The 13,469-nt window shown below is 40.5% G+C and carries 13 protein-coding genes; 8 read left to right on the top strand and 5 right to left on the bottom strand.

What is annotated here, in order from left to right:
* The first annotated feature begins 45 nt into the window (after window positions 1-45).
* Together V7K76_RS13125 and V7K76_RS13120 are read left to right on the top strand one after the other, a co-directional pair.
* Complete coding sequence (locus tag V7K76_RS13125; protein WP_334776246.1) at window positions 46-2,688, top strand: sensor histidine kinase; 2,643 nt, start codon at window positions 46-48, stop codon at window positions 2,686-2,688.
* A 432-nt stretch (window positions 2,689-3,120) separates the two neighbouring features.
* The gene (locus V7K76_RS13120) at window positions 3,121-3,252 is read left to right on the top strand and encodes a hypothetical protein (protein WP_334776230.1); all 132 of its coding nucleotides are present in this window, start codon (window positions 3,121-3,123) and stop codon (window positions 3,250-3,252) included.
* A gap of 273 nt (window positions 3,253-3,525) precedes the next feature.
* Here the strand turns inward: V7K76_RS13120 and V7K76_RS13115 are convergent, their stop codons facing one another.
* Window positions 3,526-3,921: a hypothetical protein gene (locus tag V7K76_RS13115; protein WP_334776247.1), complete on the bottom strand. Its 396-nt coding sequence runs from the start codon at window positions 3,919-3,921 to the stop codon at window positions 3,526-3,528.
* A 369-nt stretch (window positions 3,922-4,290) separates the two neighbouring features.
* On the opposite strand from V7K76_RS13115, the gene V7K76_RS13110 reads away from it, so the two are divergent.
* Entirely contained in the window at window positions 4,291-4,470 is a 180-nt protein-coding gene (locus V7K76_RS13110; RefSeq protein WP_334776248.1) for a hypothetical protein, read from the top strand.
* Window positions 4,471-4,528: 58 nt separating this feature from the next.
* Window positions 4,529-4,813, top strand: coding sequence for a hypothetical protein (locus V7K76_RS13105; protein WP_334776249.1), 285 nt, complete (start codon window positions 4,529-4,531; stop codon window positions 4,811-4,813).
* Window positions 4,814-4,855: 42 nt separating this feature from the next.
* Here the strand turns inward: V7K76_RS13105 and miaB are convergent, their stop codons facing one another.
* From miaB to V7K76_RS13090, 3 genes are all read right to left on the bottom strand, one after another.
* Window positions 4,856-6,223, bottom strand: coding sequence for a tRNA (N6-isopentenyl adenosine(37)-C2)-methylthiotransferase MiaB (miaB, locus tag V7K76_RS13100; protein WP_334776250.1), 1,368 nt, complete (start codon window positions 6,221-6,223; stop codon window positions 4,856-4,858).
* Window positions 6,224-6,379: 156 nt separating this feature from the next.
* Window positions 6,380-7,687 (bottom strand): dihydroorotase, encoded by a 1,308-nt coding sequence (locus tag V7K76_RS13095; RefSeq protein WP_442936243.1) that lies wholly within the window; start codon window positions 7,685-7,687, stop codon window positions 6,380-6,382.
* Window positions 7,688-7,921: 234 nt separating this feature from the next.
* A complete protein-coding gene (locus V7K76_RS13090; protein WP_334776252.1) occupies window positions 7,922-9,274 on the bottom strand; it encodes a histidine phosphatase family protein in 1,353 nt (450 codons plus the stop codon).
* 75 nt (window positions 9,275-9,349) lie between these two features.
* On the opposite strand from V7K76_RS13090, the gene V7K76_RS13085 reads away from it, so the two are divergent.
* From V7K76_RS13085 to V7K76_RS13070, 4 genes are all read left to right on the top strand, one after another.
* Window positions 9,350-9,583, top strand: coding sequence for a hypothetical protein (locus V7K76_RS13085; protein WP_334776253.1), 234 nt, complete (start codon window positions 9,350-9,352; stop codon window positions 9,581-9,583).
* A 293-nt stretch (window positions 9,584-9,876) separates the two neighbouring features.
* A complete protein-coding gene (locus V7K76_RS13080; RefSeq protein WP_334776254.1) occupies window positions 9,877-10,596 on the top strand; it encodes a hypothetical protein in 720 nt (239 codons plus the stop codon).
* Between the two features lie 232 nt (window positions 10,597-10,828).
* Window positions 10,829-11,596 carry a DUF1350 family protein gene (locus V7K76_RS13075; protein WP_334776255.1) on the top strand — a complete coding sequence of 256 codons (768 nt, stop codon included), beginning with the start codon at window positions 10,829-10,831 and terminating at the stop codon, window positions 11,594-11,596.
* Between the two features lie 299 nt (window positions 11,597-11,895).
* On the top strand, window positions 11,896-13,032 hold the full coding sequence (locus V7K76_RS13070; protein ID WP_334776256.1) for a PP2C family protein-serine/threonine phosphatase: 1,137 nt from the start codon (window positions 11,896-11,898) through the stop codon (window positions 13,030-13,032).
* On the opposite strand, the gene V7K76_RS13065 is transcribed toward V7K76_RS13070, so the two are convergent.
* Complete coding sequence (locus V7K76_RS13065; RefSeq protein WP_179065806.1) at window positions 13,033-13,359, bottom strand: STAS domain-containing protein; 327 nt, start codon at window positions 13,357-13,359, stop codon at window positions 13,033-13,035.
* Window positions 13,360-13,469 lie beyond the last annotated feature (110 nt).

Below are 13,469 nucleotides of genomic sequence, written 5' to 3'. Positions count from 1 at the left end.
ACTCAGTACTACAAGACAGAAAGAGGGAGCAAGGGGAGTGGGCAGATGACCAAAAATACTGTTTTTTCCCTATTTAAAGGTATACCTCTAAGCTTCATTCTGGTAGTGCTGTTTCTGCTGCAAATCCTCCTAGCTGTGGGATTGACTGCGTATTTATCAATTCACAATGGGCAAAAAGCAGTCAATGAGGTGGCTAGTGAATTGCGTCATGAAGTTGTCAATCGAGTTGAGCAGAATTTACAAACTTATTTGTCAACTCCGCGTCAGGTACTACGCGGTAATCAAAATCTGATTAATATCGGCTTGCTAAAGATAGAAAATCTTCCAACCTGGGAGTCATACTTAATAGAGCAGTTAAAGACTTTTCCTGATGCCTTGGCCTTAACGGTAAGTAATGAACAACAAGAACACCTAACGGTAGAAAAGCTCAACGATCGCCAATTTTTACTTAAAAAAGCCGGAAAGTCAACTGAGTACGACCTTTACACTTACAAAATTGACTCTCAAGGTCAACGTACCCAGCTACCAGAGGTGATTAAAAACTATGATGCGCGATCGCGTCCTGATTATCAAACAGCTGTTACTGCCAAAAAATTCAGCTTTAGTCAGATTTTTATACCCAGCAATGAACCAAGACTCTTCATTAGTGCATCTCAACCCATCTATAACTCCCAAGGTCAGTTATTCGGAGTCAACAGCACTCTGATTCGTTTATCAGAAATTGGAGATTTGCTGCAAAATATCAAAGTTGGCAAGTCTGGGCAAATTTTTATTATCGAGCGTTCAGGGCTATTAGTTGCAAGTTCCACAACCGAAGAACCATTCCGCTTACAAAATGGTAAGCCAATTCGGTTGGCAGCTTCCCAAAGTGTGAATTCTTCGACTCAAGCAGCCGCTAAATATTTAACAACTAAATTTAATAACTTTGACCAAATTCAAAGTTTACAGCAACTAAATTTTTCTTTGGACGGCAAACGACAATTTTTAGAAGTTAAACCATTACAGGGCGAATCAAATCTCAACTGGTTGATTGTAGTAAATGTCCCAGAAGCAGATTTTATGGGACAAATTAATCGCAATCCTCAAACTACAATTTTTCTCTGTTTAGGAGCATTAGGATTAGCTACTATACTGGGGATTGTTACCGCCCGTTGGATAACTCAGCCAATTTTGGATTTCAGCACAGCGACAAAAAATTTAACCGATTTTACCAATGACAAAGACTCAGTGGTGATAGTACAGGGCATTAAAGAAGTAGAAATTCTGGGTGAATCTTTTAATGAGATGGCGCAACAGTTACGCAAAAATTTTACTACACTGACTATTAAAAATGCAGAGTTAGAACTGCAAGTTAAGCAGCGAACTCAAGACTTACAGCAAGAGATTCAAGAACGTATTAATAGTGAACAAAAACTGCGCCAACATCATCGGGTATTAGCAGAACTGGCAAATCACAAAGCGCTTTTTGAAGGAAATCTAGAAACAGCATTCAAAGTCATCACCGAAAAAGCAGCCAATGCCTTAGAAGTAGAGCGAGTAAGTGTATGGTTATTTAATGATGAGCGTACCAAACTACAATGTATAAGTCTCTATGAACGTAGCAATCAAAAACATTCAGCAGGTTTAGAACGCAACCTTGCAGATTATTTAATTTACTATAAAGCCGTGGTGGCTTTGAGTACCATTGCCATTACTGACACTCGCACTGATTTACGGGTACAGGAATTATGGGATAAATTACTAGAACCAAATAATATTGTATCCCTAATTGATACCTCTATTTGGGTTGGGGGTAAAATCGTGGGAACAGTATTGTATGAGCAAATTGACACTCCCCGGACATGGGAAGTAAGCGAGGAAAATTTTGTTAGCTCAATTGCAGAATTTGTTGCCCTAACTTTAGAAGTATGCAATCGCAAACAGGCAGAATCCGCTTTACGTGAGGCTGAAGAAGCTGCGGAAATGGCAAATCGTGCTAAAAGCACCTTTTTAGTAAACATCAATCACGATTTGAGAAATCCCTTAAACTCTATTTTGGAAATCACAGAAGCCCTCAAAGATGGAGTGTATGGCCTTGTAAACGAAGAACAGCAGCAGTCTTTAACTATACTCGAATCTAGCGGTAAGAATTTACTAGAATTAATTAGCCAAATCCTTGACTTTACCGATACCGAATCCAGCAAAATAGAACTGCAACTAGCTGCTACTTCAATTCAAGGATTATGTGATTACAGCTTAAATTTTGTCAAACATCTAGCATTCCAGAAAAACATTCAGTTGAGGGCACAAGTACCTGAAGAACTCGAACCTATCCAAGTTGATGAACGTCGGATTCGCCAAGTATTTATCAACTTGTTGACTAACGCCATTAAGTTTACTAAAGAAGGAGGCGAAGTTTGGATAGAAGTGCAACCAACTGCTACCAATGAATATATCTTTTTCAGCGTCGTAGATACGGGTATTGGGATGCTTTCTGATGATCTTTTTAAATTATTTCAACCTTTTATGCAGGTTGAAAATGCCTCTACTCGTCGTTCTACGGGCAGTGGTTTAGGTTTAGTGATGGTGCAAAAAATTGTCGAGTTGCACGGTGGAACTGTTCACGCCGAAAGTCAGTTAGGCAAAGGTAGCCGATTTACGGTGAAGCTTCCGTGGAAAAAGGTGGATAAATGGGAAGTTGAAGTTTAACAGATATTGATCATATATAAAGGTAATTTTATTTAATTTATATCTGTTAAACCTTACGAATTTTACTGAATTTACTTATAGTTACATCAAAAAATTTACGTAAAGTTTCTGATGACTATAGCGGTTCTCGTTTACGTGAGGTACACCCGTAGGGGCACGATATTGCCCATAGGTGTCAACTTAAGCTGGAAATAGTTTATCTGTTGGCTTCCATGCCCGCCCGAAAATAAATTTCCGGGCTAGTAGGCTAAAGTCTACTGAAGTAGACTGGAGATTTTTGGCGATATTTAGTCATCTTCAGATGACTTTAGCTATGAGACGGGAATTTTAATTCCCGGCGGACAAGCGGTTTCGCGTTAAGTTAACACCAATGGGCAATGCCCATTGGTGGCAACTTAACGTGAAAGCTAGCCTAGTAAAAGCTTTTAGATATTGTCTCGTTCCCAGTCTCCGACTGGGAATGCCATCCTAGAGGCTCCGCCTCGCTTGCTGGCGGCAGAGCCACCAGGAGCAGCATTTCCAGCCGGAGGCTGGAAACGAGGTTTTAAAGGAATTTCAGCTTAAGTTGACACTAATGAGCAATGCCGTGCCCCTACACCTTGCGATATAACGTTGTACCCCATCTGAATGGGAAACGCTATAAAGTAAAGTACAAAGCAGAAAAATCACTAAGGTTTAGCTTTGATTGTTGTTCTAGACAATAAAATAATCCAAAATAAAAGCACGACAGTAATTAGTACTTGTTGCCCTACTTTGTATAACTCTGATTCATGCCTAAAGGCTTGTTTTTAGCCCGATTTGTTTCAGTAGCCCCAGACTTTAATCTGAAAGCAATTTTTATGCAGTTTTATCACTCTTAGTAGCTGCTTCCTCTGAAGTTGCTCTCAAGCGTGTTGCTGTGCTTTTACGGATGCGATCGCTTTTGCGAACAGCACCCGCCATTTCATATTCCCGGCTATCTTTGCCGTATTTAAAAGCAACCCCAATCAGCATTTTTTCGGTTAGATCGCTTAAAGTTTTGTCCAATTGATCCATCTCAGTTCTAGAAGAATCAATCACGGCTAGAGCAGTATTATAAGCATCTATTTTGCTGCGGTACTGCTCAATTAGTTGTGTCATATTTTGCAAATTGCGCTCATCCCCAAAATCCATACTGGGATCAATTGCTTTAAGTCCCGCCGCTCTTAATTCAGCTTTTTCTAAAACGCGATATGTACGTTGCTTCCCAGGCATAAATGTATCCCTTTTATTCTGCTTTAGAGCTAGTTTGCCTTACTAAAGCTGTATCCTAGTTCAGTAAAATCCTCATAAATTAGTCATTAGTATAAGTAGAGACTCAGTATTTGTCATAAAAATGATGTTTTTGTTGATGAAAGACATGTTTTTGTTGATGAAAGACATGTTCTTGTTAATGAAAGACATGTTTTTGTTGATGAAAGACATGTTCTTGTTAATGAAAGACATGTTCTTGTTGATGAAAAACATGTTTTTGTTGATGAAAAACATGTTCTTGTTGATGAAACCGTAATTTTATGCTTAGAGCCAGTAGGGTGAGTTATGTTAATAAGTAAATAGGATACACATAGTCAATCAAAGTAGCACATGGAACCTTTAACTACTGCTGCGATCGCTGTTGGCACTATAATACCCACCAAAGCCTTAGAAAAAACAACCGAAAAGGTCACAGAGTCGAATGGCACTAAGAAAAGATACAGCCCTTGCTCTGACTGGTTCCTAGCCTCCAGGCTGAGAACCCATTCTGGGAGGCTACGCCTCCAGTAGCTTGACGAGAGGCAGAGCCTCTTTTAAATACATTCCCAGCCTCCAGGCTGGGAACGAGGTGACACAAGCCTTTGGGCTTTTCTTAGTGCTATTCGTCACAGAGTCTTTAGTGGATAAGACTGGCAAGTTTCTCGTCACGCTGAAAAAACAGTCTTCCCATACTGTAGCAGCGATCGAGAAAGCACCAGAGCAACTATTTGATTATCAAAAAGCTGTACTAGAGGTGGAATCAGCTGCTAAAGCTAATCCTGAAGTGGCTCAAGCTATGCAGAAATTGACCGCAGCAGCTAAAGCCGAACCAAATCCTAAATTAGCTGAAATTTTGGCTATGCCTAATTGGTAAGTCTAGGAATATTTGCCAATCTTAAAGAGGCATGTCAACTAGTTATGACTGCAAAACGGTTTGCCTCACTTCAACTGGTTCACCCGTCAAACTAAAAGGGCGAACTTCGGTAATTTTTACCTTCACTAATTGCCCTTGGAGTTCTTTGATGTTGCCGCTAAAGAAGGTCAAACGATTACCACCAGTGCGCCCCATCACCTGGGTTTGATCTTTAGGATTTTGGTCTTCTACTAAAACTTCTTCAATGCGTCCAAAGTAACGTTGCGATCGCTCTGCTACTTTCAAGTTTCCTAAATGATTGAGCCGTTGGAGGCGATCGCTTTTTATTTCTTCACTCAGCTGATTGTCCCACAAAGCAGCTGGTGTCCCTGGACGTGGTGAATATGCTGCTGTATTCAACATATCAAAGCCAATATCTTCCACCAATTTGAGGGTATTTTCAAACTGTGCTTCTGTCTCACCAGGAAAACCGACAATGGCATCAGCACTAATGGAGGCATCTGGCATATACCGCCGAATGGTATCGATAATCCGGCGATATTTCTCATGGGTATAACCCCGTGCCATCGCCTTTAAAAGTTCATTATCCCCAGATTGAAAGGGAATGTGAAAGTGTTTACACACCTTGGGCAATTCAGCACAAGCCTGAATTAATCTCTCAGTAAAATAACGGGGGTGACTAGTCGCAAATCTTAGCCTTTCAATCCCCGGCACATCATGGACGTAATAAAGCAAATCTGTAAAGTTGTTCAGATGCCTACCTTCTGATGTCACTCCAGGTAAATCTCTACCGTAAGCATCAATATTTTGACCGAGTAGAGTAATTTCTTTATAACCTTGCCGTCCTAATTCTGCCATTTCAGCCCGGATAGCTGACGGTGTGCGAGATTGTTCGACACCGCGCACATTGGGAACTACGCAATAGGTACAGCGTTCGTTACAGCCGTAAATCACATTTACCCAAGCAGTTACTTTGCTATCTCGTCGCGGTTGGGTAATATCTTCAATAATGTGAACTGGCTCAGTTGCGACAACTTGGTTGCCTTCAAACACCGACTCCAGCAAATCTTTCAGGCGGTTGGCATGTTGTGGCCCCATTACCAAATCTAATTCTGGCACTCGCCGCAACAGCGCTTCTCCTTCTTGCTGGGCAACACAACCAGCCACGATGAGGGTTAAATCTGGCTGTTCATGTTTGCGCTTTGCTTGTCTACCCAGGTAAGAATATACCTTTTGTTCCGCATTATCCCGAATTGTGCAGGTATTGTAGAGAATTACATCTGCGTTATTTGGGTCTTGGCACCACTCAAAGCCCATTTCTTCCAAAACGCCAGCCATGCGCTCTGAGTCAGCTTTATTCATCTGACAACCGAAAGTAGTGATGTGATATTGGCGTTTAGAAGAGGTCATGGGCAATTCTGCTTAATCAGCGTAATTATTATAAACTTTATTTCTATTCTACTGGAGTCATAAAAGTAGAATTACGAATTACGTTAGCGTAGCGATAGCGCAGCGTTAGCGACGTAGGAGCGTCGGAACGAGCGTCATTACGAATTACAAATTATTTCAGCACCAAGTTTGCACAACACGACCCTTTAACTGTTGTCCTAACCAAGGTGTATTTTGTGAAAGTGTATAAAGACTTTTCCGTTCGACTTTCCAGGTTTGTTGGGGATTAAATAAAGTAAGTTCTGCTGGTTGATGAGGTAGAATCGCACTTACTTTCTGCCCTAAACACTCTGCTGGACTGGTACTCAATGCTCGCCATAATTCTAAAGCTGTAAATTCTTTAGTTTCAACGAGATATTGCCACAGCAAAGGTAATGCTAACTCCAAACCAATTGCCCCGGCTGGTGCTTCGGCAAAGGCTTGGACTTTTTCTTCGTAGCTGTAGGGTGTGTGGTCAATAGCGATCGCATCAATCACACCTGCACGTACTCCAGCACGCAACGCCACCACATCACGAGGATTACCTAAAGGCGGGTCTAAATGCAAGCTAGTGTGATAACTCTTAACTGCTTTTGTATCCAGTAAAAGGTGCATCCAGGTGGTGCTGGCGGTGATTGGTAAACCAGCCGCCTTAGCCGAGGCGATTAATTCCACGCTGCGAGCGGTGGAAACGCGCATAATATGGATTGGTGTACCAATTGCTGCAACTAATTCAAGCATAGCTGCGATCGCAGTTGTTTCAGCACTGGCGGGTATTGGAGGTAAACCGAAACGGAGAGCATCTGAGCCTTCTCTCATTACACCATTTGCTGTTAATTGGCGATCGCTAGGCCAAAACGCTACTGGTTTCCCCAACGGCTGGAGATACTCTAATACTCCTCGCACCAACGCCAAATTTTCTAACGGCTTACCATCCGTAAAACCAACAACACCAGCCGCCGCTAAATCTGCCAATTCCGTCATTTGCTTTCCAGCAACATCTAGGGTGATAGCGCCCCAGATATGAAGCAGGGGAGCAGGGGAGCCGGGGTGCAGGGGAGATAAATTCCCCTCTGCCCCTCTGCCCCTCTGCCCCTCTGCTCTCTTCTGCTGCAACTGTGCCACAAGTGCAGGGTTATCAATAGCTGGGGATGTATCGGGTAAAATGCTAACTCTGGTAAAGCCACCAGCAGCAGCAGCTTGTAAAAAAGACGAAATAGTTTCCCGTTCTTCAAAACCAGGTTCCCCAGAGTGGCTATACAAATCTACCAACCCAGGCCCAAGAACTAATCCCTGACAATCTCTAATTTTAGTATCGGAACTAATATCAGAAACGTGCGAAGCTACTACTTTGATATAACCATCAGTAATCAGTACATCAAAGAGTTCATCGATTTCAGAAACCGGATCAATCACCCGTACTTTTTGCAGCAGTTCTATCATAATTTTTTTTAGTTAGGAGTTAAAAATAAAGTTAGGAGTTAGAAGTTACAAGTTATGAGTTAAGATTTACCAGTTATTTGTTCCTTGCTGATCATTTTTAACTTTATTCCTAACTCATAATTTTTCACTCCTAACTCCTAACTCCTCACTCCTCACTCCTCACTCCTAACTCCTAACTCCTCACTCCTCACTCCTCACTCCTCACTCCTCACTCAGCACTCAGCACTCAGCACTCAATCACAACGCTCCCGCAGCTGTTTTATCTAGTACGCCTCCACCCAAGTGAGTGGTGATGTTCATCGCTTGCAAGACTGGTAAACCATCGATTCCAGAAGGATAGTCAATAACGCTGACTGCGCCATTACCCTGACGAAAATTCCAGAAATTTTCCAGCGATAAGCCTAGAATGTGACAAAGCAAAGTTTTGTTAGTAGCGTCATGAGCTACTACTAAAACAGTTTTGAATTCATTATTTAATGCGGCTTGTACAATTGATTGCCAAGCAACAACACTGCGTTCCCACACCTGTTGCAAATTTTCTCCTTCGGGCATTTGCACTTCGGCTGGTACTAGCCGCCAACGTTGCAACTCTCCCGGAAACTCTTGCTCTATCTCTGTTTCTAATTTTCCTTCCCAAAGTCCATGACTGATTTCTCTTAAACCACCTTGCAACTCTAACTTTACATTCGGATGTTGTTTTAAAATAATCTCTGCTGTTTCTTTAGGGCGTAACATTGTGCTACTTACCGCAAAATCAATCGCTACCTCTTGGAGAAATTCGCCTGCTTTTTGCGACTGTTGTCTACCGTTGTCGTTGAGAGGGACATCAATTTGTCCTTGAAACCTGGTTTGGCGATTCCAGTCGGTTTCACCGTGACGAACCAGCAACAATCGTACTCCTTGATGATCCGGTCGCAAAGAGGGTAAAGATTCTCCGGTGTGTTGCGTCTGATTTAAGGATTCTAGCTGGACTGGTTCGCCCAATCCCCCAGCAAAATTTAATACAGTGATGCCACAGTTAGATTGCTGTATTGAGTGATAGCGACTGGGAGAAATTCCTAGTGCTGTGCTAATCAGGGCGCGATTAATTCCGTTATGTCCCACAATCAGAATAGTTTCGCCTTGATGGTGAGACAAAGTTTCTCGCCAAAACTGCCTTGCTTGTTCGTATAAAGCAAGAACGGGAAAATGTTCTCTTGTCCCTTGGGCATCATTAAGCAGCATCCGCAGTTCGTCTGGGCGTTGATGCCAAGTGCGGTAGTCTTCGGCAAATTTCTGCTTGACTTCAGAAGTCAGCAGTGCTTCCCATAAAGGCAGGTCGATTTCTAACAGTAAATTAGAAACTTGGATTGCAGCAGATTGTTCAGCATGATTAGCTAACTCACTATGGATAATATCTGCCGTGTGCTTTGCTCGTTGCAAAGGACTGCTATAAATTGCATTAAATAAGATATTGCTGAGGGCTTTGCCTACTTTACTGGCATCGTTACGACCTTTTTCGGTTAATGTTGACGCGTCAGTGCGTCCTTGGATACGCCGCTCGGTATTATAACCACTTTGACCGTGGCGCACAATGATGACACGAGTCATCTCAAAGCCCTCCTCTATCTTGACGATTAATTTTACTGCAAAATGATTGCATAATTATCGACTCCAGAAGGCAGATTGAGTCAGCAAGAGGAAAAGGGGCAGGGGGATCTCCGTCTTGCTACTCCTAAACTCAAACAGGCTATTGCTGATGCTTGCGCCCACACGGTACTATTAGATAATAAAGTTACTCCTTCAGAGGCAGATTTACTCAGAGCGATCGCTATGACGTTAGACTGTCCCATCCCCCCATTTTTAAATCCTCAGCGTGGTATTTCAAAACATAAACAATCTTCTTCCAAGCAAAGTTAGTGTAACAAGTGAGGCACAATTATTTATCATTGTAATACTATTGATTTGTCATAATTGCAACTTGCAGATCCCCGACTTCTTAAAGAAGTCGGGGATCTTATTTATCACAAGTTATTCAAGATTGCCATGCTATAAATAGTTGTCTTAGTAAAAGAGTATCATATTGTACAAAAAATCTTGATATTGCCTACCAGTATTAACTCGCGTGAAAAAGTTCGGACAAAATGCCAGCATTCTAGAAATTTGATTGCTATATTAGACTAAATAACTATTCTGGCAAAGGTTAAAAAGCTGTGCAGGATGATTTAAAGGGCTTGGAAATTAGTCAAGATGATTTGCAAAAACTGACTAATTTACCTGTTAATGAGGAACTTTTAATCATTACAAATACTCTCAATAGATTCGCAAGGATATATATACAAAAGCTGAAAAGTTCTGAAGGGGCAACTGTAGTTTTTATCGGATTTTCTACATTTGTTTTTGTATATATTCTATTTGATTTAATTGTTAAAATTTTTGTGACGTGGATAACAATTCCATCTTGGATATTATTAATTATCTTAGGTCTTTGGGTTAGCGGATTTACACAAACTATCTTATATTTAATCTGGAAAAGTAGAAGTAAAGTTGTCAAAAATAATATGACAAAATCTCTTCACATCCTATTAAATGATGTTAATAAATATAATACTGTTATTAGAGTAATAGATATCAATGACCAAATCGAAGAAGCTGGTAATCCAGAAGTGGTTATAAAGGAAAGAGAAAGTGTGATTGAAGCGCTTAAACTCACCAAAGCTGATTTAGTTCGCGCTTTGAAGACAGAAAGAATTTTGAGGGAAAATAAGAACTTTATTCTGAGCAATACAGAACTATTCGTCAACAATTTAGCAACTTTAACAGCTATGCAAGTAACTGAACAAGCTACTGAACATGGAAGGTTACTCAATGAAGCATTACAAATTGCATTAGATGTGCAACACGAAATGAAAAGATTACAGACTCAGCGTTAAGATAATTCGTAATCAGGCTCTCTAAGAGACGCTGTGCGTAACTTGCTTCCCCGTAGGGGTACGAATACTCGCTAACGTAATTAGGTTTTGTAATGGGAATTTAAAAAGCACTCAGGTGGGTTGGTTTCCAACCTACTCACAGACATTATCAATGGTTTTTGCCAGAATCCTTCCCAGGGTTGCAATCACCGATCTAACATAAAGAATATTCATAAAGCGATCGCTTATCTACATGGACTGGAAAGAAATTAGAGGGAACTGGGTAATTATTCCCCGAAATCCCATAGGTATCGTTCATTTTTTAGGAGGTGCATTTGTCGCCACTGCACCGCACATTACTTATCGCTGGTTACTCGAACAATTGGCAAGTAAAGGTTATGTTGTAATTGCTACGCCTTTCGTTAATACATTGGATCATACTGCGATCGCCAAATCCGTACTGTTAAACTTTGACCGCACCCTCGAACGCTTACAGGATTCTGGGGCATTACGCAAGCTTTATTTCCCCATCTATGGCGTTGGACATAGCATGGGCTGTAAACTTCACTTGCTGATTGGTAGCCTCTTTAAAGTAGAACGCGCAGGCAATATTTTAATATCCTTCAACAACTACGCCGCTAACGAAGCGATCCCCCTAGTAGAACAATTCAAGTCTACTTTTGCCATCGAGTTTACTCCCTCACCGTTGGAAACTAACAAGCTTGTCCAAGAACGTTACAATGTCCGGCGCAATTTATTAATAAAATTTAGTAATGACAACATTGATCAATCGGCAGCTTTAACCAAAATCTTACAAGAACGTTTTGATGAGATGGTGACAGCACAAACGTTACCAGGAACTCATACAACACCTCTAGGTCAAGATATTAAATGGCAAACTGGAACGTCTTTTACCCCTTTTGACGCTTTAGGGCAATGGTTTAAGCAAGAAGCATACCGCGACTTAAACCAGCTAAAAAGCAACATCCTCTTATGGCTAAATCCTTTGGCAGCACCATAGAATTTATGACTGTTTGACAGTTATAAATTCTATAGGTAAATAAAAACGATTTCTAATGCTTCTGGGTTGAGTCTAATAGAAACATAACCCCCAACTCCTTACTAGGGTTGGGGATAAAGATTCAAAGCCTCTATGCTTTTAAGAGAGAGGAATGGAAGTGAGGTTAAAGTCTATTGCATACAAACAATAAGTGCTATAGTAGCATTCCCATATTGATATTACTAGCTTATTAGCTCATAGCATTTTTTTATTTTCTATTTTGATAGCAAATTATTAATGAGTTTTTCCCACAACTTTATATGTTTCAAATACTAATAATTGATGACGACTATTCAATAAAAATACTCCTAAAAAGGATTTTGGAAAAACAAGGTTATGAGGTAGTGACTGCCAGTAGCGGCGATGAAGGAATAGAAAAAGCACTAGCTTATCGTCCAGCACTAATTATTTGTGATTGGATCATGCCAGGTTTGACTGGACTAGAAGTTTGTCAGCGCATTAAGACAGACCCCAAATTTTCCACCACATTCTTTATTTTATTAACATCCTTAGATTCCGTTGCTGATTGCGTCAAAGGTCTAGATGCTGGTGCTGATGATTTTATCTCCAAACCTATTGAGCATAATGAATTACAAGCACGGGTAAGAGCAGGATTACGCCTGCATCAGTTGAGTAGAGATTTGCAGGATCAAAAGTTGCTTTTAGAATCAGAAATGTCAGAAGCAGCAGACTATGTGCGATCGCTGCTACCTCTTTCCATGACCGAACCCTTTAAGATAAATTTCCGGTTCATTCCCTCACGACAACTCGGCGGTGACTGTTTCGATTACTATTGGCTCGATGATCATTATCTCGCAATTTACTTACTCGATACCGCCGGACATGGATTGAAAGCTACTCTTCCCTCTGTTTCAGTGCTGAATTTGCTGCGTTCCCGTGCGCTCAAAGGTCTGAATTACTATCAACCTAGTGATGTATTGAGGGCTTTGAATGATACTTTTCAAATGAATTATCAAAATGATAAATATTTTACGATTTGGTATGGAGTTTACAACCGAATCAACCGCCAGTTAATTTATGCTAGCGCAGGCCATCCACCAGCAGTTTTAGTAACCGGCACATCTCCAAGAATATCTGAAGTTAAACTCTTGAAAACTCCCGGTATGCCAGTTGGGATGTTTCCAGAGGCAAAATATGTTGATGCATCTTGGAATATTGAAAAATTTAGTAGCCTTTATATTTTTAGTGATGGTGCTTATGAAATCACTAAATCAGATGGCACACTTTGGAGTTTGGATGCTTTTATTCAGCTATTAGTTAGCTTACAAGATTCAGTTGATAACCAACTCGAGCGCGTACTGAGTTATTTAATTGCTCTGAACTCCAAAGATGCTTTTGATGATGATTTATCTATTTTGCAAATGAAGTTTGATTAATTAAGTATTGGAAACTAAAACTTGATTAAATGCATCTTGACTAGGGAATATTTCAAATACTTTATCCATATTAGTCAGTTCAAATAATATCCTGACTTGCTCATTAATTGAGCAGAGAACAAGTTTAGTATCTGCTGCACGCAAGGTTTTAAAAGCTAATACTAAAGCTCCCAAACCGGAACTATCCATAAATGTTACATCTTTAAAATCAACTAACACGATTTTCGCACCCTTCTCTAGAATATCAGTGATATTTTGTCGAAATTCTTGTGAAGTTGTGGCGTTCAAATTACCACTGAGCTTAATAACTTTTACTTGTTCTCTCATAATTATGTCACTCTGATTTGTGTAAATAATTCTCTGATTTCGCCATTATAGAACATTTAAAAATGCTTGTAAAATAAAATCTAAAATTAAATATAGAGTAATCATTGGTT

This window comes from Nostoc sp. (assembly GCF_036917975.1).
Classification (GTDB): Bacteria; Cyanobacteriota; Cyanobacteriia; order Cyanobacteriales; family Nostocaceae; genus Nostoc.
Note: the sequence above shows the minus strand (reverse complement) of the source record. Positions and strands in the feature narration are given on the sequence as shown.